Annotated in this window: 17 protein-coding genes; 14 read left to right on the plus strand and 3 right to left on the minus strand. The window is 54.1% G+C overall.

Annotation, left to right across the window (positions count from 1 at the left end):
* The first annotated feature begins 160 nt into the window (after positions 1 to 160).
* The 6 genes from mrdA to glnB all read left to right on the plus strand — a co-directional run bounded on the left by mrdA (position 161) and on the right by glnB (position 8,078).
* A complete protein-coding gene (gene mrdA, locus TU92_RS04685; RefSeq protein WP_112164793.1) occupies positions 161 to 2,107 on the plus strand; it encodes a penicillin-binding protein 2 in 1,947 nt (648 codons plus the stop codon).
* Between the two features lie 374 nt (positions 2,108 to 2,481).
* Complete coding sequence (locus TU92_RS04690) at positions 2,482 to 3,459, plus strand: sensor domain-containing diguanylate cyclase (RefSeq protein WP_112164794.1); 978 nt, start codon at positions 2,482 to 2,484, stop codon at positions 3,457 to 3,459.
* Positions 3,460 to 4,034: 575 nt separating this feature from the next.
* Positions 4,035 to 5,474 carry a sensor histidine kinase gene (locus TU92_RS04695; RefSeq protein ID WP_112164795.1) on the plus strand — a complete coding sequence of 480 codons (1,440 nt, stop codon included), beginning with the start codon at positions 4,035 to 4,037 and terminating at the stop codon, positions 5,472 to 5,474.
* A gap of 28 nt (positions 5,475 to 5,502) precedes the next feature.
* Positions 5,503 to 6,249, plus strand: coding sequence for a two-component system QseEF-associated lipoprotein QseG (gene qseG / locus TU92_RS04700; protein ID WP_112164796.1), 747 nt, complete (start codon positions 5,503 to 5,505; stop codon positions 6,247 to 6,249).
* Positions 6,246 to 7,583, plus strand: a complete 1,338-nt coding sequence (gene glrR / locus TU92_RS04705) for a two-component system response regulator GlrR (protein WP_112164797.1) — start codon at positions 6,246 to 6,248, stop codon at positions 7,581 to 7,583. Before qseG ends, glrR begins: the two co-directional genes overlap by 4 nt.
* 156 nt (positions 7,584 to 7,739) lie before the next feature.
* A complete protein-coding gene (gene glnB, locus TU92_RS04710) occupies positions 7,740 to 8,078 on the plus strand; it encodes a nitrogen regulatory protein P-II (protein ID WP_013574351.1) in 339 nt (112 codons plus the stop codon).
* A 70-nt stretch (positions 8,079 to 8,148) separates the two neighbouring features.
* Here the strand turns inward: glnB and hmpA are convergent, their stop codons facing one another.
* Positions 8,149 to 9,339 (minus strand): NO-inducible flavohemoprotein, encoded by a 1,191-nt coding sequence (hmpA, locus tag TU92_RS04715; protein WP_112164798.1) that lies wholly within the window; start codon positions 9,337 to 9,339, stop codon positions 8,149 to 8,151.
* A 332-nt stretch (positions 9,340 to 9,671) separates the two neighbouring features.
* Between hmpA and glyA the strand changes: the two genes are divergently transcribed.
* Both glyA and TU92_RS04725 read left to right on the plus strand, forming a co-directional pair.
* Positions 9,672 to 10,925: a serine hydroxymethyltransferase gene (glyA, locus tag TU92_RS04720; protein WP_112164799.1), complete on the plus strand. Its 1,254-nt coding sequence runs from the start codon at positions 9,672 to 9,674 to the stop codon at positions 10,923 to 10,925.
* 162 nt (positions 10,926 to 11,087) lie between these two features.
* Positions 11,088 to 12,248 (plus strand): 3-phenylpropionate MFS transporter, encoded by a 1,161-nt coding sequence (locus TU92_RS04725; RefSeq protein WP_112164800.1) that lies wholly within the window; start codon positions 11,088 to 11,090, stop codon positions 12,246 to 12,248.
* Here TU92_RS04725 and csiE read toward each other — a convergent pair.
* The gene (gene csiE / locus TU92_RS04730; RefSeq protein ID WP_112164801.1) at positions 12,245 to 13,540 is read right to left on the minus strand and encodes a stationary phase inducible protein CsiE; all 1,296 of its coding nucleotides are present in this window, start codon (positions 13,538 to 13,540) and stop codon (positions 12,245 to 12,247) included. The genes TU92_RS04725 and csiE overlap by 4 nt on opposite strands.
* A 229-nt stretch (positions 13,541 to 13,769) precedes the next feature.
* Here csiE and TU92_RS04735 point away from each other — a divergent pair, with 229 nt between their 5' ends.
* The gene (locus TU92_RS04735) at positions 13,770 to 14,393 is read left to right on the plus strand and encodes a DUF1007 family protein (RefSeq protein WP_244207808.1); all 624 of its coding nucleotides are present in this window, start codon (positions 13,770 to 13,772) and stop codon (positions 14,391 to 14,393) included.
* Entirely contained in the window at positions 14,384 to 15,403 is a 1,020-nt protein-coding gene (locus TU92_RS04740) for a nickel/cobalt transporter (protein WP_112164803.1), read from the plus strand. The genes TU92_RS04735 and TU92_RS04740 overlap by 10 nt, the downstream gene beginning before the upstream one ends.
* Before the next feature lie 66 nt (positions 15,404 to 15,469).
* Here the strand turns inward: TU92_RS04740 and suhB are convergent, their stop codons facing one another.
* Complete coding sequence (gene suhB, locus TU92_RS04745) at positions 15,470 to 16,273, minus strand: inositol-1-monophosphatase (protein WP_112164805.1); 804 nt, start codon at positions 16,271 to 16,273, stop codon at positions 15,470 to 15,472.
* Positions 16,274 to 16,400: 127 nt separating this feature from the next.
* On the opposite strand from suhB, the gene trmJ reads away from it, so the two are divergent.
* From trmJ to pepB, 4 genes are all read left to right on the plus strand, one after another.
* Positions 16,401 to 17,138: a tRNA (cytosine(32)/uridine(32)-2'-O)-methyltransferase TrmJ gene (trmJ, locus tag TU92_RS04750; protein ID WP_112164806.1), complete on the plus strand. Its 738-nt coding sequence runs from the start codon at positions 16,401 to 16,403 to the stop codon at positions 17,136 to 17,138.
* A 206-nt stretch (positions 17,139 to 17,344) separates the two neighbouring features.
* On the plus strand, positions 17,345 to 17,839 hold the full coding sequence (gene iscR, locus TU92_RS04755; RefSeq protein ID WP_056781306.1) for a Fe-S cluster assembly transcriptional regulator IscR: 495 nt from the start codon (positions 17,345 to 17,347) through the stop codon (positions 17,837 to 17,839).
* Between the two features lie 208 nt (positions 17,840 to 18,047).
* Positions 18,048 to 19,217, plus strand: coding sequence for an IscS subfamily cysteine desulfurase (locus TU92_RS04760; RefSeq protein WP_112164808.1), 1,170 nt, complete (start codon positions 18,048 to 18,050; stop codon positions 19,215 to 19,217).
* A 67-nt stretch (positions 19,218 to 19,284) separates the two neighbouring features.
* Positions 19,285 to 20,595 (plus strand): aminopeptidase PepB, encoded by a 1,311-nt coding sequence (gene pepB, locus TU92_RS04765; RefSeq protein ID WP_112164810.1) that lies wholly within the window; start codon positions 19,285 to 19,287, stop codon positions 20,593 to 20,595.
* Positions 20,596 to 20,736: the final 141 nt, after the last annotated feature.

Below are 20,736 nucleotides of genomic sequence, written 5' to 3' on the forward strand. Positions count from 1 at the left end.
CAATATTCCTGCAATAAATAGAAACACTCCTGCTACTTCATTAGCACACTTCTTATAGTCGCCTGTTGCAGGGCGGGCTATCCTTTCGCACTTTTCCAGACCCCACTCTTTTTCATTTCGCCCGCTTTAAGAAGCAGATAATAAAGGTAGTTGCCCGCTTATGGCCTTACTAAACGACGAAATCCGCGACCATACCGCCGAGTCCGTCCTTTTCGTCCGCCGCGCCGTGATTGCTTTTATGGTCGTGTTTCTGCTGTCCGCCGTTCTGGTGCTAAATCTGTATCATTTACAGGTGGGAATGCATGATTTTTATCAGACCCGCTCAAATCAGAACGACATCAAAATGCTCCCGATCGCCCCCAGTCGCGGGTTGATTATGGATCGCAACGGCGTGGTGCTGGCGCAAAATATCACGCTGTATCAGTTGCAGATGATCCCCGGCAAAGTCCCGGATTTACAGGCAACGCTCAATGCGCTTAAGCCGATTGTTGACTTAACCCAGGACGATCTCGACAGCTTCCATGACGCGATGATCCACGGGCGTCGCTTTGCGCAAATCCCTCTGAAACTGGCGCTGACCGATGTCGAAGTCGCGCGTTTTTCGGTAAATCAGTTCAACTTCCCCGGCGTGTCGATAAGTACCTATCAGCAGCGGCGTTATCCCTATGGCGCGGAGCTGGCGCACGTGGTGGGTTACGTATCGAAGATTAATGATAAAGACGAAAAGCGACTCGACGCCGAGGGAATTTCCGAGAACTATGCCGCAGACCATGATATCGGCAAGCAGGGCGTTGAAAAGTATTACGAAAGTATTTTGCATGGCCGCACCGGTTATCAGGAAGTGGAGGTCGATAACCACGGTCACGTGGTGCGTCTGCTGAAAGAAGTCCCGCCGCAGGCCGGGCAGAATATTTATCTGACGCTGGATCTCGGTTTGCAGCAGTACATTGAGAAAGTGCTGAAAGGCCAGCGTGCTGCGGTGGTGGTGATGGATCCGCGCGACGGCGGCATCAAGGCGATGGTGTCCAGCCCGAGTTACGACCCGAATCCGTTTGTGAACGGCATCTCCAGCAAAGAGTACAGCGCGCTGCTGAAAAACCCGGATCTGCCGCTGATCAACCGCGTGACGCAGGGGCTCTATCCGCCAGCGTCTACGGTAAAACCGTTTATGGCGACGTCGGCATTGTTCGAAGGTGTTATCACGCCACAAACCTCTTTCTTCGGCGCGCCGACCTGGACGTTGCCGGGCACGCAGCGCCATTATCGTGACTGGCTGAAAACGGGCCACGGGATGCTCAATGTCACCAAAGCCATCGAAGAATCTGCCGATACCTTCTTCTATCAGGTGGCGTTTGAAATGGGCATCGACCGTATTCACACCTGGCTGAGCAAATTCGGCTACGGCAAATCTACCGGCATCGATCTGGACGAGCAGTACAGCGGCGTTCTGCCCAGCCGTGAGTGGAAAATGAAGGTACACAAGAAAGGCTGGTATCAGGGCGATACGGTATCGGTCGGTATCGGGCAGGGTTATTGGGTAGCGACGCCGATTCAGATGGTGCGGGCGCTGAGTGCGCTGGTGAATAACGGTAAGCTCGAAACGCCCCATCTGCTGTATTCGTCAAAAAGCGGTAAAACGATCACGCCGTATAAAATGCCGCCGACGCAGCAAATTGCCGATCCGACGTCGCCTGTCTGGGGTATCGTCAAAAATGGCATGTTCGGCATGGCGAATCTGCCGAACGGCACCGGCTATAAGTTGTTCCACACCGCCCCTTATCAGATTGCGGCGAAATCCGGGACATCTCAGGTATTCAGCCTGCGTGAGAATCAGGTCTATAACGCTAAAATGACCCCGGTTCGCCTGCGTGACCATATCTTCTATACCGCGTTCGCGCCGTATAAACATCCTTCGGTGGTGATGGCGCTGATCCTGGAAAACGGCGGAGGCGATGGCGTTGTCGCCGGGCCGACGGCGCGCGCGATCCTCGATCATATATTTATCCCGCAGCAGGCTACTCAGTGCGATCCGGCCAAAGTGGATAATCCGATAGACTGCGAACAGCCGGTGCCGACGCCAAATTCACTGGGTTTCAGCGAGCATTGACAGTGGTTTGCCGGCTTTTTTTCCCCGGATTTAGGGTTTTAGTGCACTTTACGGACTTCTCTGAATATGTGGTTTAAGCGCTGCTGTGCCGGGGATTTACCCGCGCTTCAGCGCGATGAAATTGCGTAAGTAATAAAATTCTTAGTTCAAACTGACCTGTTCAGCATCTACCATCCTCTTCGTGGTTGTATTTTTTGCTATTGTTTTGATGAAGCCTTTAAATAAACAACACATGCTAAACAGGACGATGTCTTTATTTTCAGGACATCCGCAATACGTATTTTTGCAGTTATTTTGAACCCGGGAAATCTGCTTCGCTTTTGCGTCATCGGTTTTTACGATGAAAAGCGGCGCATGAAAAATGAGGTCTGTGAATGAAAACGCCAGAAATCCCTACTGACGAGGCGAAGCGCATCCACGCGTTACGTGCCTACAATCTGCTCGATACCCTGCCGGAAGAACGTTTTGATCGCCTGACCCGTCTCGCACGAAGACTGTTTGATGTGCCCATCGCACTGGTGTCGCTGGTAGACGTCAACCGTCAGTGGTTTAAATCCTGCCAGGGGCTGGCGGCCACCGAAACCTCGCGGGATGTCTCTTTCTGCGCTCACGCGATTCTGGAAAATGACGTCATGCTGGTGCCCAACACCCTTTGTGACGAACGTTTTCACGATAATCCGCTGGTAACCGGCGATCCCGGTATTCGTTTTTACGCCGGATGCCCGCTGGTCGTCCCCAACGGCAGTTCACTGGGTACCTTGTGCCTGATTGACGTGAAACCCCGTGAGATGAGCGATGATGAACGCCAGTTGCTGCGCGACTTAGCCAAAATGGCCGAGCAGGAAATCGGTGCGCTGCAAATGGCGACGATGGATGAACTGACGCTGGTGGCGAATCGTCGTGGATTCGAAGCGCAGGCGCAGCAGACGCTGAATGCGTGTCAGCGTCTGGGCTTACCGGCCACGATGCTCTTTTTCGATATGAATGATTTTAAAGCGATTAATGACAAGTTCGGGCACGCCGAAGGCGATCGCGCGCTGACCGTATTCGCCGGTATTCTCAGCGGATTGCTACGCGAAACTGATGTGGTCGGGCGACTCGGCGGCGATGAGTTTGTTGCGCTGCTGACCAACGCCAGCCATCTTGAGGCGAGGGAAATCATGCAGCGTCTGCACGAAGCGGTAGTTGCGTGGAACTTGCAGGAACAGCGCGGCTACGACATTAAATTCAGCGTCGGGCAAATTGAATATGACGCGGCGAAACACGCCTCCGTCCATAGCCTGCTGGCAGACTCCGATCAGGCGATGTACAGCCAGAAGCAGCTCATTAAACGCGCGGTGATTAGCCACTGATTTCTTATTGTCATAATTTGGCGACAATCCCCAAAAAAGGTGTCGCCATTTAGAGACACATATCTCATTGATTATTAAGTTATTTAATAAAATGTGTTTGAAGTGTTGGTTTACGGCGACACTCTGGCTGTTTTTTCAGCGGTTTATCGGGTTTGCAGACGGAACAATAAAATCACATTTATATAAAAAATGATAAATTTCAGTGTGATATATTTTTTATTTAAATGTTGGCATGCATTGTGCTAGTATCATTGCAGTTGCTCATTCACCTGATTATGATTGGCTCACGCGAAAGCGTTGATATGCTCATAATGCCCGAATGACGCCTAAGAAACGGTGCCTATCGTTCACCAGACCGATAATCGTTGCGCAAGCACGTTATCAAGCATCGAACGACACGTTGAGTGAGGCACCACCTCTTCCGGTTTGCAGAACATCCTGATGGATGTTCTGCAACACCACCCCTCTGAAATTTCCTTTTTTTCTACCATTCCAAAAACCTTAAAGACCATTCGCCGCGACACTGGCTGTTCATACCTTTGTCAGCTAGCATGACTTCATCTGTTGAAAATGAGATGAATGCGTTGAAAAGAGGACGTTTATTCCCCGGTTCGTTACGCCAGTTGGTATTGATGGCTTTCCTGTTAGTCCTGCTGCCTTTGCTGGTACTGGCTTATCAGGCCTATGACAGTCTCGACCAGCTCAGCCGCCAGGCTGCACGGATCAACCGCACTACGCTGACCGATGCCCGTCGCAGCGAGGCCATGTCCAGCATCGCGCTGGAAATGGAGCGCAGCTACCGTCAGTATTGTGTCCTTGACGATCCGACGCTTTCCCGCCTTTATCAAAATCAACGCAAACAATATTCGCAATTACTGGACGCGCATTCTGCCGTGTTGCCAGATTTACGTTATTACCAGACGCTGCGCACGTTGCTGACCCAACTGACCACGCCGGTTTGCCGCAATAACTCGCCAGATGACGATTCCTCAGCGCGGCTGGAGAATTTCTCGCGCACCAATGCTGAAATGGTGCAGGCCACCCGCGAAGTGGTGTTTTCACGCGGTTTACAGTTGCAGCGAGAAATTGCCGAGCGTGGCCAGTTCTTTGGCTGGCAGGCGCTGGTGCTGTTCCTGCTCAGCGGTGCGCTGGTGGTGCTGTTTACCCGCATGATTATCGGCCCGGTGAAAGGCGTTGAACGCATGATCAACCGGCTGGGCGAAGGGCGTAATCTGGGGGATGTCTCGCGTTTTAAAGGCCCGCGGGAAATCCGCTCGCTGGTGCAGCGTATTGTCTGGCTAAGTGAACGGCTGGCGTGGCTGGAATCGCAGCGTCATGAATTCCTGCGCCACATCTCTCATGAGCTGAAAACACCGCTCGCCAGTATGCGCGAAGGCACTGAATTGCTGGCCGATGAAGTCGCCGGACCCTTGACGCCCGATCAAAAAGAAGTGGTGGCGATCTTAAACAACAGCAGTCGCCATTTACAGACGCTGATCGAACAATTGCTCGATTACAACCGTAAACTGGCCGATGCGCCAACGCTCAGCGTGAATGTCGATCTTAATGCGCTGGTCACTGACGTGGTGGCAGCCAACAGTCTGCCTGCGCGGGCGAAGAAAATCCGCAGTGAAGTGGTTATTGATGCGCCACAGTGTCTGGCAGAACCGACGCTGTTGCGCCGGGTGCTGGATAATCTCTACTCCAATGCGGTGCACTACGGGGCTGAATCCGGTACTATTTGGGTCCGCAGCCGGTATGGTGAAGAGCGGGTGATTATCGAGGTGGCGAACTCCGGAGCCCCGATCCCCGACGCCGAGCGCGCGATGATTTTTGAACCTTTTTATCAGGGCAGCCAGCAGAGAAAAGGGGCTGTAAAAGGCAGCGGTCTGGGGTTAAGCATTGCTCAGGACTGTATTCGCCGTATGCATGGAGAGCTGCAACTGGTTGCCGTTGAGGATGCTGACGTCTGTTTCCGTATCGAATTGCCCCTGACGGCTGAGAAGAATAAATAATGATGATATTCGCTGGCGGGTGCGACCAATGAGCGCATTCACCTTACTGATTAAATCTGTTCGCCGATTTTTGTCGATCGGTAGCGCGCTGGTACTGGCGGGATGCGTGCAGCACACTGCCGATAATTCCTATTATCAGCAAGTTTCCAGTAACGTTGTTCCTGAAAGCAAAGTGACTGATTTTCGTATTGCGCCCTGTGAGACCCTCTGGGCACTGGACGATGACGACGCGCTGACCAATTCCCTCTACTGGCTGCGTGCGATGGATTGTGCCGATCGTATGAGCGACGCGCAGGCGCGTTTTCAGGCGCAGCAGATCCCCGCCGCCAGCTGGGATCAGATCTTCAAACAGAGCATCCTGTTGTCGGGTGCCGATCCGGATCTCACGCAGCGCCGGGCCTTGCTGAATAAAGTCAGCCAGAATCGCGGACAGATGCCGTCTTCAATCCGCCCGCTGGTGCAGCTGTGGCGCGAGCGTCAGAATTTGCAGGTGGTACTGGGGGATGAAAAAGCCGGCAATCTCCGCCAGCAATCACTAAATGAAGAAAAACTTCAGGTGATGACTGCACAACAGCAGACACTGGAAAACAGTCTGGCGGATACGCGCCGTAAGCTGGAGAACCTGACTGATATCGAACGTCAGCTCTCCTCGCGCAAACAAATTCAGGGTGATTTACCGGACAACGATCCCGCCACGCCGGCGAAACCGGCTTCTGAATCCTCCGTGAAACCGGCTGAGACTTACACGCCGCCTAAGGATCCGAACGCAAAATGACGCTACGAAAAGCTGCCAGTTTATTGCTGGTCGATGACGATCCCAGCCTGTTAAAACTGCTGGGTATGCGCCTGACCAGCGAAGGTTTCCGTGTCACCACTGCCGAAAGCGGGGCGGAAGCGCTGCGTGTGCTGCACCGTGAACGTATCGACCTGGTCTTGAGTGATTTGCGCATGGATGAAATGGACGGCATGGCGCTGTTCGCGGAGATCCAACAATTCCAACCGGGCATGCCGGTGATCATTCTTACCGCGCACGGCTCGATCCCCGATGCGGTCGCCGCCACGCAGCAGGGCGTCTTCAGTTTCCTCACCAAACCTGTCGATCGCGATGCGCTCTATAAAGCCATCGATGAGGCGCTGGCGCAGTCCAGCCCGTCGGCGGATGAAAGCTGGCGCGAAGCAATTGTCACCCGCAGCCCTGTCATGCTACGTCTGCTGGAGCAAGCCAATATGGTCGCCCAGTCCGACGTGAGCGTGCTCATCAACGGCCAGAGCGGCACCGGTAAAGAAGTGCTGGCGCAGGCGATCCACGGTGCCAGCCCGCGCGGGAAGAAAGCGTTTATCGCCATCAACTGTGGTGCGTTGCCGGAACAACTTTTGGAGTCCGAGCTGTTCGGCCATGCCAAAGGTGCGTTTACCGGCGCGGTCAGCAGCCGGGAAGGGCTGTTTCAGGCGGCAACCGGAGGGACGTTATTTCTTGATGAAATTGGCGATATGCCGCTTTCATTGCAGGTAAAACTGCTGCGTGTTTTGCAGGAGCGCAAGGTGCGCCCGCTCGGCAGCAATCATGATATTGACGTCGATGTCCGCATTATTTCTGCCACGCACCGTGATTTGCCGAAAGCGATGGAGAAGGGCGAATTTCGCGAGGACCTGTTCTACCGTCTGAATGTGGTCAGCCTGAAATTGCCAACGCTGAGCGAAAGGGCGGAGGATATTCCGCTGCTCGCCAATCATTTGCTGCGGATCTCGGCGCAGCGGCACAAGCCGTTTGTGCGCAGTTTTTCTACCGATGCACTGAGACGTTTGATGGCGGCCAGCTGGCCGGGAAACGTGCGTCAGCTGGTGAACGTGATCGAGCAATGTGTCGCGCTCACTTCCGCGCCGGTGATCAGTGAAGCGCTGGTTCAGCAGGCGCTCGAAGGGGAGAACACCGCATTGCCGACATTCGCCGATGCGCGTAATCAGTTCGAGCTGAATTATTTGCGTAAGCTTTTGCAGATAACCAAAGGCAATGTCACGCAGGCGGCGCGTATCGCCGGACGTAACCGCACCGAATTCTATAAATTGCTGTCGCGCCACGAACTGGAAGCGACCGATTTTAAAGAGTAAAGACTGTAAAGAATATCAGCGCCATCGGGTACATTCCCGCCCCTGAACTATGATACCTTTAGCCCCTTCGTACGCCACGCGCCTGCGAAGCCAGATTGTGAACCATGCTGCCGCTCAGGAAGGCGGAGAGCAAACGAATGATTATAAGGGTCCGCCATGAAAAAGATTGATGCGATTATCAAGCCATTCAAACTCGACGATGTCCGCGAAGCGCTGGCAGAAGTCGGGATTACCGGGATGACCGTCACCGAAGTGAAAGGTTTTGGCCGTCAGAAAGGTCACACCGAGCTGTACCGTGGTGCTGAATACATGGTCGATTTCCTGCCAAAAGTGAAAATCGAAATTGTTGTGGCTGATGACATCGTGGATACCTGCGTGGAAACCATCATGACAACCGCGCAGACCGGTAAAATCGGCGACGGTAAAATCTTCGTGTTCGACGTGGCGCGCGTGGTACGTATCCGTACCGGCGAGCAGGACGAAGAAGCTATCTGATCCGCCGTGCGGAGCAGAAACGAAAAAGGCTGACATCGCGTCAGCCTTTTTGCTTTACAGCCTTTCAGATTCAGATCACTTTATGCGGGCCGAAACATTCATAGTGAACTCTGTCTTCGCTGACGTTCATCGCCAGCAACTGTTGCGCGGCGAACTGCATGAACCCGACCGGGCCGCACAGGTAAAAATGCATCGCCGGGTCGCCCAGTTGCGAGCTGACTTTGCTTAAATCCATCAGCCCCTGAAACTGGAAATCTTCGCCAGGGAGATCACTTTCCTGCGGCTGGTTATACCAGACATGGCTTTCCAGCGACGGCAGTCGCGCCCCGGCACTTTTCACTTCACCGGCGAAAGCATGGACAGCGCCGTTTTCGGCAGCGTGCAGCCACTGAACCGGGGCGTTATGCCCGCGCTGCGCCAACGTATTCAGCATTCCCAGCATCGGCGTCTGGCCGACACCGGCGGAAATCAGCGCGACCGGCGTGATGTCGCTGATATCCATGAAGAAATCACCGTGCGGTGCGGCGAGGTGGATGATGTCACCAGGCTGTGCGTGGTTGTGCAGGAAGTTCGACACCGCGCCCTGATCTTCGCGTTTCACCGCGATGCGATAAGTTTTGCTGTTCGGCGCCTGCGTCAGGGAATACTGACGAATTTCCTGATTCTTCAGCGAAGCGTCGCGGATATACACCGCCAGATATTGCCCCGGCTGAAAGTCCGCTACCGGCTGGCCATCGACCGGTTCGAGCAGGAAAGAGGTAATCAGACTGCTTTGCGGTTGTTTCGTGGCGATACGAAATTCACGAGTACCGCTCCATCCCCCGGTTTTCTCTGCGCTGTCCTGATAGATTTCGGCTTCACGGTTGATGAACACGTTCGCCAGCACGCCGTAGGCTTTGCCCCAGGCATCCAGAACTTCCTGACCCGGACTGAACATTTCATCGAGCGTCGCCAGCAGGTGTGTCCCGACAATATTGTACTGTTCCGGGCGGATGGTGAAACTGGTGTGCTTCTGAGCAATACGTTCTACCGCAGGCAGCAGCGCCGCGAGATTGTCGATGTTGGCGGCATAAGCACAGATGGCGTCAAACAGTGCCTGACGCTGATCGCCGTTGCGCTGATTGCTCATATTGAAGATGTCTTTCAGCTCAGGATTGTGGGCGAACATGCGGTCATAGAAGTGTGCGGTGAGCTTCGGGCCGGTCGCGGCGAGTAAAGGAAGGGTGGATTTAACGGTTGCGATAGTTTGACTGTCAAGCATGGTGAACTCCGTGTCGTTTATTGTAACGCCATAACATGTATTTTAAATGCATCTTATGTAAACCCACAATTTTTGTAAACACCCCTAAAGGGGTAGGGCTATTATCAGATGAGGAATGGCTCACAAAGCTGAAATTTGTACATGTTCAGGTGAATAAAACTCCCTTGATTATGGACAGAGGTTCACAGATCAAAGCCTTGCTGTATCTGGAGCCAATCGTTTGCCTAAAAACCTTAAGCTGACCCTATCCGAAGGCCGCTTAAACATTTACACTGTGGCGCAGAACCCGCAAGGGGCGTTTATTTTTTAGTTTGTTGAGTCAGGAGATGCGGATGTTAAAGCGTGAAATGAACATTGCCGATTATGATGAAGTGCTGTGGGCAGCAATGGAAAAAGAAGTTGTTCGTCAGGAAGAACATATCGAGCTGATTGCGTCAGAAAACTATACCAGCCCGCGCGTTATGCAGGCTCAGGGCTCGCAACTGACCAACAAATATGCCGAAGGCTACCCAGGCAAACGCTATTACGGTGGCTGTGAGTACGTCGACATCGTTGAACAACTGGCTATCGACCGTGCAAAAGAATTGTTCGGTGCTGATTTTGCTAACGTTCAGCCACACTCCGGCTCACAGGCGAACTTCGCGGTTTACACCGCACTGTTACAACCGGGCGACACCATTCTGGGGATGAACCTCGGTCACGGCGGTCACCTGACTCACGGCTCACCGGCTAACTTGTCCGGTAAACTGTACAACGTGGTGCCTTACGGTATCGACGAAACTGGCGATATCGACTACGAAGATGTGAAACGTCAGGCTGAAGCGCACAAACCAAAAATGATCATCGGCGGCTTCTCCGCGTTCTCCGGTATTGTTGACTGGGCCAAACTACGTGAAATCGCTGACAGCATTGGTGCCTACTTATTCGTCGACATGGCACACGTTGCTGGCCTTATCGCCGCAGGCGTTTACCCTAATCCGCTGCCACACGCACACATCGTCACCACAACCACGCACAAAACGCTGGCTGGCCCACGCGGTGGTCTGATCCTGGCGAAAGGCGGCAGCGAAGAGTTCTACAAAAAACTGAACTCCGCCGTCTTCCCTGGTGGTCAGGGCGGCCCGCTGATGCACGTGATTGCCGGTAAAGCGGTAGCACTGAAAGAAGCGATGGAACCTGAATTCAAGGTGTACCAACAGCAGGTGGCGAAAAACGCACAGGCAATGGTGGCTGTGGTTCTGGAACGTGGTTACAAAGTGGTTTCCGGCGGTACGCACAATCACTTGTTCCTGATGGATCTGGTGGATAAAAACCTTACCGGTAAAGAAGCTGATGCCGCTCTGGGTCGCGCCAACATCACCGTGAACAAAAACAGCGTGCCAAACGATCCGAAGAGCCCGTTTGTAACTTCTGGCGTACGTATCGGTACACCTGCTGTGACCCGTCGCGGCTTCAAAGAAGCAGAAGTCCGTGAACTGGCTGGCTGGATCTGTGACGTGCTGGACAACGTGAACGATGAAGCCACTATCGAACGCGTAAAAAACAAAGTTCTCGACATCTGTGCACGCTTCCCGGTTTACGCATAATATTGCGGTAACCGTCAGGTGCTAAAACCCGCTCCGGCGGGTTTTTTTATACGTATGAATCAGAATTTGTGAGCTGGCAGACATTCTTTTGTCATGGAGAGGTTTGCGGATTGCTAGCGATTGTGAGCTCTGTCAAAGTATTGGCCTCACACCGGAGGATCTATGGAATTGCGTTCCACACGCTGGCTGTCACTCAGTTATTTCACCTATTTTTTCAGTTACGGTATTTTTCTTCCCTTCTGGGGGTTATGGCTTAAAGGCGAGGGGATCTCTTCTGAAAATATCGGCCTGCTGCTCGGCGCAGGGTTAGTCGCTCGCTTCCTTGGCACGTTAATCATTTCTCCTTCCATCAAAGACCCCTCTCATTTAGTAACCGGGCTGCGCATTCTGGCATTGCTCACACTGGCCTTCGCCGTCGGCTTCTGGTTCGGCAACGGCTGGGCGTGGCTGATGATCAACATCGCCGGTTTCAGCCTGTTCTTCGGGCCGCTGGTGCCGCTGACCGATGCGCTGGCGGGGACGCTGCAACGTCAGATCAACATGGATTACGGCAAAGTGCGCGTCTGGGGCTCGATTGCGTTTGTGATAGGGTCGGCGCTGACCGGCAAACTGGTGGAGGTCTACGGCCATAACGCGATTTTATACACGCTGACCGCAGGCGCGGCGGCGATGCTGCTCGGGATGCTGCTGCGCCCAAGCGTGAAGCCGGTCGGGGAACCGCGTCAGAGCGGCGCGCCGACCATCACCTGGAAAGCGCTGCTGAGTGAAACGCCGGTCTGGCGATTCCTGCTGTGCGTCACATTGTTGCAGGGTGCGCATGCGGCCTATTACGGCTTCAGCGCCATCTACTGGCAAGACGTCGGCTATTCTTCGACGACTATCGGCTATTTATGGTCGCTGGGCGTGGTGGCGGAAGTGCTGGTATTTACCTTCAGCAAACAGCTGTTCAGCCGCTGGTCGGCGCGCGATTTACTGCTGTTGTCGGCAGTGTGCGGTGTGGTGCGCTGGGGACTGATGGGCGAATTTACCGCGCTGCCGTGGCTGATTTTGATTCAAATCCTGCACTGCGGCACATTCACCGTCTGTCATCTGGCGGGTATGCGCTTTATTGCAGCGCGTCCGCGCGATCAGGTGATCCGCTTACAGTCGGTGTATTCTGCGCTGGCAATGGGTGGCGGGGTGGCAATTATGACGATGGTGTCCGGCTTCCTGTTTGAACATCTGCATGCCGGATTGTTCTGGGTGATGGCGATTCTGGCGGTTCCGGCTATTTTCCTGCGTCCAAACGTCACGCCCTCCGCACCGGCAACGCCTGCCAGTTAAGGCGCTTCGAGCAGCGAGCGGATACGTTTTCGCTGCTCTTTCGCCAGCGGCAGTTGGGTGTGAATGACCAGCGGATCGGCGTCGGTGCTGCGGGTGGCGTAGGGCGTAACAATCATTGCTACGCCGCTCGGGGCACCGAATTTATAGAAATCCGTCAGCGTCTGATATTTGATATTAAGTGGCAGCAGCGTAGCTTCGCGGATTTGCTGCTCGACCGCCTCTTCCAGTTCCGGATTATTGTGCGTCAGCAGTAAAATCTGTTTCTCCTGTAACGCATTGCCCTGCATCAGCCAGGCGCCAAAAGTGATCGCCACCAGCCCGATTTCATCTTCTGACAGCGCGATCAAATACTCCTGCTCAAACCCTTCCAGCGCTTCGCGGGTGGTACGTACCAGACGCGGATACATCCGGTTGACCTCTTCCTGCATCAGATTGTCGATGCCAATGCCGAAATGACAGCGTTCGATCGCCGGGCCGAGATGGGCAAACAGCTGGCCGACCAGACCTTCGTAACTGCTGAATTTCATGCCAGCGACATCCTGAAAGCGCGCCACCAGATTTTCGATTTGCAGCAGCAACCGCTGATCTTCGGTCGAGCCGGAACTCTGGTAGCTGTGCGTTTTCAGCATGCGCAGCATCAGCGTGAAAAACTCACACTCGCTGTCATCCATCAGGCCGTGACTCAGGGTTTGCAACTGCGTAAACAGCGTTCGCGCCGCCGGATACTCCGCTTTTTCGCGCAGCCAGCGACGCTGTTGTTCGGTGAAACGAATCCCACCGGACGGCGCGCTTTGCCATGCACCGTTCTGCCACAGACAATATTGCAAACAAATGCGTATCAGCTGGCAATCGTGCTCGCTCAGCCCTTTCGGCAACAGCGAGGCACAATCTTCGATCATGACCCCCAGAATATCGGTGCGCAGTACCACCTTTGGGCAAGGCTGACCTTCGAACGCAATATGTAACCAGGGCAGAAAATGACGCGGCACGAAATCCGGGGAAATACGCAGGGTGCGGCGTAATCCCTGAAACAGACACAGGCGCTGGGCGAGGGTGTCGCCCTGAATGCGGCACTCTTTTTCGCTGTATTGCAGAACGTCCAGCCGGTGTATGCGCTGGATCTCGCAGGTGACTTCCGCCAGATCGTCCCACGTCGTTCGCAGATCAACCCGGTTGATTTCACTGATAATCTCCAGTTGCACAGCCGTCAGCGGCGCGTACAGCATCAGCAACACGTGGCAGCGACGTTGCGAAGCGGAAAGCGCGGGAGCAGGTTGTGGATCCAGAGTCATATCACCTTCTGTAATGGTGTCACTTGAAATTATTAGTCAAGCATAGCAAACCGCCCGCCCGCGAAAGGCCGCGGCCATTGGGTTTTACTCCGGCTTACAACTCAGATCACAGATATTTTTGACGACCGCTTAAATGCACAGCAAAATACTGTTACTTAGTAACAATTTAATGATGCTTTACAGGAGAGTGACGTTGCAAAAAACCAGGGACAGGCTCTCAGGACGTAGTATGCGCTGGCTTGCGCTGGCGCTATTTTTCCTGCCGGGCGCTGCGTCTGCGCATCCGCACAGCTTTATTGATATGCAGACCACGCTGGTTGCCGACGAGACTTCGTTGACCGGCCTGAAAATGGTCTGGACGATGGATGAAATCACCTCGGCAGATTTGCTGTATGACGCGCAAAATGCCAAAACCGGTTCGGATATCTGGAAGAAGCTGGCAGCAGAAGTGATGGCGCGCGTGCTTAGCCAGCATTATTTCACCAACTTTTATCGTGAGGGAAAGCCGGTGAAATATCTGGACTTACCGAGCGAATATCAGCTTTCCCGCAAAGGCGACCAGGCGGTGCTTGAGTTTGTTCTGCCACTGGCCCGTCCTCAGCCACTGACCGGAAAACCGATGGAGTTTATGACGTTTGACCCGTCCTACTTTGTCGATATGACCTACAAAGACAAAACCGCGCTGCACATGCCGCCTGCTCTGGAAAAGCGCTGCACGTTGGCGCTGTTAACGCCAAAGCCAAACGCTTCGCTGCAAAGCTACGCGCTGTCGCTCGATAAAGCCGATGCGCCGCCGGAAAGCATGGATCTCGGTCAGCAATTTGCACAGAAGGTCACGCTGGAATGTCATTAATCTCAACGTCATCGAAAACCATTTCCTGGCGCGATCTGTGGCCGCTGGCGGTCTTTCTTATTCTGCTGGCGGCAGGGGGTTTCCTGCTGATGCATTACTGGCCGCGCATATTGCTCAGCAGCATTATGTGGCAACGGGATTTACATCAGGAACTGGCGGGATTATTGCGCCAGGTTAAAGAAAATCCGATGCGGGCGGGCATGACACTGGCGGGCTTTAGCCTCATTTACGGCGTTGTACACGCCATCGGGCCGGGGCATGGAAAAATCGTCATCACCACCTATCTCGCCACCCATCCTTCCCGATTGAAAAGTAGCCTGAAACTGACTTTCGCCTCGGCGATTGTGCAGGGGCTGGTGGCGATATTGCTGGTCAGCGTGGTGCTCGGCGTGTTGCAGCTCTCTTCCCGTCAGCTGCATCAGAGCAGTTTCTGGATGGAGCAGGGGAGTTTCATTCTGGTTATCCTGCTCGGTCTTTTGCTGTGCTGGCGGGCGCTGAAACGCGTTTATCACACGCTGAAAAGTCTGCGACCGGTGCCCGCGATGAAGATACGCAGTATTTCACCGCAGGGCGCGCAGCCGCATGTTCATGACGATCATTGTGGTTGCGGCCATCAGCATGTGCCGAGTGACAAACAGTTGCAGGCGGGCGGAGATTTACGCACGCAAATTGCGATCGTGCTGGCGATGGGGCTGCGACCCTGCTCGGGTGCTGTCATGGTGTTGCTGTTTGCCAAGGTGATCGGCGTGTACAGCTGGGGCGTGATTTCAGCTATCGCCATGGCCATCGGCACCTCACTCACCGTGTCCCTTATTGGTGTGCTGGTATTTTACAGCCGGGCGCTGGCGGTGAAGCTGAGCGCCAGCCGGACGCCTGCGGTCTGGCAACGCATCGCCTGGTCGCTGCTGGCACTGGGCGGAGGAATTGTGCTGCTGGTAGCTGGTATTCTGTTGTACAGCACAGCGGGCGGAGAGGCTTCATCGGGGCTGGGCGGTCCGTTCGGTCGCTAAAAAAAGGCATAAAAAAACGGACGCCCGCAATGGACGTCCGTTTTTTTTAACTGATAAGCAGCGGAATTAACGCTTCAGCGCTTCGCTCAGTTCTTCACGCATGGTATTGAGAATACCTTTAACAACGCGCGGGTTACCGGCAACGATGTTGCCAGAAGAGTAATGGTTGTGGCCGCCAACGAAGTCAGTCACCACGCCGCCTGATTCACGAACCAGCAGCTCGCCACCGGCGAAATCCCATGGCTTCAGCGCCACTTCGAAGAAACCGTCAACGCGACCAGCGGCGACATACGCCAGGTCCAGCGCAGCAGAACCGGTACGACGGAAATCTGCACACTCGGTGAACAGTTTGCCAATCACGTTGATGTAGCTTTTTGCGTGTTGTTTGGCTTTGAACGGGAAGCCGGTTGCCAGAATGGTGCCGTCGAGGTCTTTAGCGTTGGTGCCGCGCAGACGGTAACCGTTCAGTTGTGCGCCCTGACCGCGGGTCGCAGTGAACAGTTCGTTACGCATTGGATCGTATACTACCGCGACTTCAGTGCGGCCTTTGATGCGCACGGCGATAGATACAGCGAAATGTGGGAAGCGTTTAACGAAGTTGGTGGTGCCATCCAGCGGGTCGATAATCCATTGTACATCTTTGTCTTCGCCTTCCAGTTCGCCACACTCTTCACTGATGATGGTGTGTTTTGGATAGGATTTGCGAATGACGTCGATAATCATGTGCTCGGCTTCGCGGTCTACATTGGTAACAAAATCATTGGTACCTTTTTGAGTCGCTTCTACAGAATCTGGCGTTTCGTAATGTTTGGCAATCAGGTTACCGGCCTTGCGCGCAGCGCGCACGGCGATGGTGAGCATCGGATGCATGGATATCTTCCAACTAGGATGTTAAAGAACGGGAATACGGGAAACGGCGCGCAGTATAGCAGGGGTTCTGAAAATTAACTACCGTTGTGATAGGCTGTTGTGATTTTCCGCCACGCTCAGAGTTTGTATGCTGCCCAATATCCGTATTGTATTAGTTGAAACCTCCCACACTGGCAATATGGGCTCTACCGCCCGTGCCATGAAAACCATGGGATTATCCAGCCTGTATCTGGTCAATCCGCTGGTGAAACCTGACTCTCAGGCCATCTCTTTGTCTGCCGGTGCCAGTGATGTGATCGGAAACGCGAAGATCGTTGATACGCTGGACGAAGCCCTGGCGGGCTGCAGTCTGGTGATCGGCACCAGCGCCCGTTCGCGCACATTGCCGTGGCCGATGCTCGAACCGCGTGAATGCGGCGAGCACAGTGCCATCGCGGCACAAACCGCGCCAGTCGCACTGGTGTTTGGTCGTGAACGCGTTGGTCTGACTAACGAAGAGCTGCAAAAGTGTAATTACCACGTCTGCATTCCAGCGAACCCTGAATACAGCTCGCTGAATCTGGCGATGGCTGTGCAGATCATTGCGTATGAAGTGCGCGTGGCGCACCTTGCTTTACTGGAAGCCGCGAAGCCGCAGGTAGAGTATGAAGAGTCACCGTATCCGCTGGTCGATGACCTCGAGCGTTTCTATCAGCATCTTGAACATACGTTGCTGGAAACCGGCTTTATTCGACAGGCGCATCCCGGTCAGGTAATGAGCAAATTACGTCGGTTATTCACCCGTGCGCGACCTGAATCTCAGGAGTTAAACATCCTGCGCGGCATCCTGACGTCGATCGAAAAGACTAAGAACGGCAAGGAATAAGCCTCACTTTCTGATAATAAAGACAGTTTTTAGTCTGATTATCATAAGGTTGCGACTTTGCTTCTCCCTCGTTCTTTTGGCTCTGTAATACTTGAGTAAATTACTAGGTTAAATAGTTGACTGTTTTACTCGGGAATGGCAGACTCATTTGCATGTTCCGAACCAATGTATTTTTTTTTAAGTAATTCAACACAGGTAACCATGCTATGAGACTGACATCCAAAGGCCGTTATGCCGTGACCGCTATGCTTGACGTAGCGCTGCATTCACAGGAAGGACCGGTACCACTGGCTGACATTTCTGAGCGCCAGGGCATCTCCCTTTCTTATCTGGAGCAGCTGTTCTCGCGTCTGCGTAAAAACGGTCTGGTTGCCAGCGTTCGTGGTCCGGGCGGTGGTTATCTGTTAGGTAAAGATTCCGCGGATATCGCTGTTGGCGCAGTCATCACTGCCGTCGATGAATCCGTTGACGCAACCCGTTGTCAGGGTAAAGAAGGGTGCCAGAACGGCGAACGCTGTCTGACTCATACCCTGTGGCGTGATCTGAGTGAACGCATCAGCGGCTTCCTGAACAACATTACGCTGGCAGAGCTGGTCAATAACCAGGAAATCCTGGAAGTGGCCGACCGTCAGAACGGTGAAGTCCGTCGTCAGCCAAATGGCCGTCAGATGGAAACGATCAATGTGAATTTAAGAGCGTAATCTCTTTTTCCACTGATGATCGACGCTTAAAAAAGCCCGCGGGAAGTTAATTTCCGCGGGCTTTTTTCTTTTACTGACGTCAATTCTTACCGATTAGTGCCCGCAAAACGTCATTTCCCTTTTAAGAATCCGTGAAGCCGTTTTAAACTGGCTGTCGTTTTTAATTCTTTCGTTCGATAACGAACGCGCAGTCCGGAGCTTGCCTGCCATGAAACTACCTATCTATCTCGATTACTCCGCCACCACGCCGGTCGATCCGCGTGTTGCGCAGATGATGATGCAGTGTCTGACACTGGACGGTACTTTCGGCAATCCGGCCTCCCGCTCGCACCGCTTTGGCTGGCAGGCCGAAGAGGCCGTGGACGTGGCGCGTAACCAGATTGCTGATCTGATCAATGCCGATCCGCGTGAAATTGTCTTCACCTCGGGCGCGACAGAATCTGACAATCTGGCTATCAAAGGCGCAGCCCATGCGCAGCGTGCGAAAGGCAACCACATCATCACCAGCCAGACCGAACACAAAGCGGTGCTCGATACCTGTATCCAGCTGGAAAGCGAAGGTTTCGACGTCACCTATCTGGCTCCGCGCGAAGACGGTGTGATCACCCCGGCGGCGGTAGAAGCGGCGATGCGTCCGGAGACGATTCTGGTTTCAATCATGCAGGTGAACAACGAAATCGGCGTAATTCAGGACATCGCTACTCTCGGTGAACTGTGCCGCAGTCGCGGCGTTTTATTCCATGTCGATGCGACCCAAAGCGTGGGCAAGATAGCTATCGATCTCAGCGAGTTGCCGGTCGATCTGATGTCGTTCTCGGCGCACAAGATTTACGGCCCTAAAGGTATCGGCGCGCTCTACGTGTGCCGCAAGCCGAAAGTGCGTATCGACGCGCAAATTCACGGCGGCGGCCACGAGCGCGGTATGCGTTCCGGGACGCTGCCGGTGCATCAGATTGTCGGCATGGGCGAAGCTTACCGCATTGCCAAAGAAGAGATGACCGCCGAAGCAGAGCGTCTGACCGTACTGCGGCATCGTCTGTGGAAGGGCATTCAGCAGCTGGATCAGGTGCATCTCAATGGATCGCCGCAGCACGCGGCACCCAACATTCTCAACGTCAGCTTTGCCGCCGTGGAAGGGGAATCTCTGATCATGGCGCTCAAAGATCTGGCGGTGTCCTCCGGTTCGGCTTGTACCTCCGCCAGCCTTGAACCTTCCTACGTTTTGCGTGCCATAGGATTGAGCGAAGAACTGGCACACGGCTCCATCCGCTTTTCGCTGGGGCGCTGGACCACCGAAGAAGAAATTGATTATGCCATTGCGCTGGTGGTGAAATCGGTCCGCCGCCTGCGTGAGTTGCCACCGGTTTATATGAAATGAAGTCCCTCCCTATAAAAGGGCGATTTACCTGTCATCATTGAAGATAAAAACAATCAGGAGTGCTGTTATGAGTTCCGAAGTAACGACCAATGAAGCCATGCCCGTGTTCCTTTCCACTCAGCCTGCTGATGCGCGCTGGGGCGAAAAAGCCACACTGAGTACCGATTCTGCGGGCATGACCATTCATCTGAATGGCGGCGACGCGCTGACGGCAATCTCCCGCGCGGCACGTCGTATCGACGGTCAGGGCGTTAAAAATGTCAAACTGGCCGGTGAAGGCTGGGATCTCGAAAACAGCTGGGCATTCTGGCAGGGCTTCCGTGGCCCGAAAGGCACCCGTAACGTCGAATGGGCCGAATTATCAGAAGATGATTCGACCACGCTAAAGCAGCGCCTGAAAATCATCGACTGGGTGCGCAACACTATCAATACCCCTGCAGAAGACTTGTCACCAGAGCAACTGGCCACGCGCGCTGTGGATCTGATGTGCGAATTTGGTAACGATAAAGTCAGCTATCGCATCACCAAAGGTGACGATCTTCGTCAGCAAAATTATAACGGCCTGCACATTGTTGGCCGTGGTTCAGATCGCGCTCCGGTTCTGCTGGCGCTCGATTACAACCCAAGCGGCGACGCTGAAGCGCCGGTTTACGCCTGCCTGGTGGGCAAAGGTATTACTTTTGATACCGGCGGCTACAGCCTCAAACCGAGCGGCTCTATGGATTCCATGAAAGCTGACATGGGCGGCGCAGCGACCCTGACCGGTGCGCTGGCGCTGGCCGCAGCCAACGGCCTGAATAAACGCGTGAAGCTTTATCTGTGCTGCGCGGACAATATGGTCAGCGGCAATGCGCTCAAACTGGGCGATATCATTCGCTACCGCAATGGCAAAACCGTTGAAGTGATGAACACCGACGCTGAAGGCCGTCTGGTACTGGCAGATGGCCTGATCGACGCCTCTGCACAGAATCCTGAACTGCTGATCGACGCGGCAACGCTGACCGGTGCGGCCAAAACGGCGCTGGGCAACGATTATCACGCGCTGTTCAGCTTCGACGATGCGCTGGCTGGCGAACTGCTGGCAAGTGCGAAAGCCGAACACGAACCTTTCTGGCGTCTGCCACTGGAAGAGTTCCATCGTTCACATCTGCCGTCAAACTTCGCGGAACTGAACAATATCGCTGGTCCCTCTCACACCGCCGGTGCGAGCACGGCTGCCGCATTTTTGTCTCACTTTGTGACGGATTACAAAAAAGGCTGGTTGCACATCGACTGTTCCGCAACTTACCGCAAAAGTGCGGCTGACCAGTGGTCTGCCGGTGCCACCGGCCTGGGCGTGCGCACTGTCGCCAACCTGTTGTTAGCCAAAGCAAAATAACTACCCAGCATACTTCGAGCGGCAAATGCGCAAGTGCTGCGCAAAAGGCCTGATCCTTTTGTCGTACAACTCGAATTTTTGGTATCAGGCATTGTTTTGACCACGGGGCGCTCACGGGCGCCCCGTTTTATACCTTTACCG

Origin of the sequence: Rahnella inusitata (assembly GCF_003263515.1) — a bacterium.
Lineage (GTDB): Bacteria > Pseudomonadota > Gammaproteobacteria > Enterobacterales > Enterobacteriaceae > Rahnella > Rahnella inusitata.

Excerpts from the sequence above, each read along its gene's own strand:
- mrdA (WP_112164793.1), top strand. The coding sequence starts at position 161 with ATGGCCTTACTAAACGACGAAATCCGCGACCATACCGCCGAGTCCGTC.
- TU92_RS04690 (WP_112164794.1), top strand. The coding sequence starts at position 2,482 with ATGAAAACGCCAGAAATCCCTACTGACGAGGCGAAGCGCATCCACGCG.
- TU92_RS04695 (WP_112164795.1), top strand. The coding sequence starts at position 4,035 with ATGAATGCGTTGAAAAGAGGACGTTTATTCCCCGGTTCGTTACGCCAG.
- qseG (WP_112164796.1), top strand. The coding sequence starts at position 5,503 with ATGAGCGCATTCACCTTACTGATTAAATCTGTTCGCCGATTTTTGTCG.
- glrR (WP_112164797.1), top strand. The coding sequence starts at position 6,246 with ATGACGCTACGAAAAGCTGCCAGTTTATTGCTGGTCGATGACGATCCC.
- glnB (WP_013574351.1), top strand. The coding sequence starts at position 7,740 with ATGAAAAAGATTGATGCGATTATCAAGCCATTCAAACTCGACGATGTC.
- hmpA (WP_112164798.1), bottom strand. The coding sequence starts at position 9,339 with ATGCTTGACAGTCAAACTATCGCAACCGTTAAATCCACCCTTCCTTTA.
- glyA (WP_112164799.1), top strand. The coding sequence starts at position 9,672 with ATGTTAAAGCGTGAAATGAACATTGCCGATTATGATGAAGTGCTGTGG.
- TU92_RS04725 (WP_112164800.1), top strand. The coding sequence starts at position 11,088 with ATGGAATTGCGTTCCACACGCTGGCTGTCACTCAGTTATTTCACCTAT.
- csiE (WP_112164801.1), bottom strand. The coding sequence starts at position 13,540 with ATGACTCTGGATCCACAACCTGCTCCCGCGCTTTCCGCTTCGCAACGT.
- TU92_RS04735 (WP_244207808.1), top strand. The coding sequence starts at position 13,770 with ATGCGCTGGCTTGCGCTGGCGCTATTTTTCCTGCCGGGCGCTGCGTCT.
- TU92_RS04740 (WP_112164803.1), top strand. The coding sequence starts at position 14,384 with ATGTCATTAATCTCAACGTCATCGAAAACCATTTCCTGGCGCGATCTG.
- suhB (WP_112164805.1), bottom strand. The coding sequence starts at position 16,273 with ATGCATCCGATGCTCACCATCGCCGTGCGCGCTGCGCGCAAGGCCGGT.
- trmJ (WP_112164806.1), top strand. The coding sequence starts at position 16,401 with ATGCTGCCCAATATCCGTATTGTATTAGTTGAAACCTCCCACACTGGC.
- iscR (WP_056781306.1), top strand. The coding sequence starts at position 17,345 with ATGAGACTGACATCCAAAGGCCGTTATGCCGTGACCGCTATGCTTGAC.
- TU92_RS04760 (WP_112164808.1), top strand. The coding sequence starts at position 18,048 with ATGAAACTACCTATCTATCTCGATTACTCCGCCACCACGCCGGTCGAT.
- pepB (WP_112164810.1), top strand. The coding sequence starts at position 19,285 with ATGAGTTCCGAAGTAACGACCAATGAAGCCATGCCCGTGTTCCTTTCC.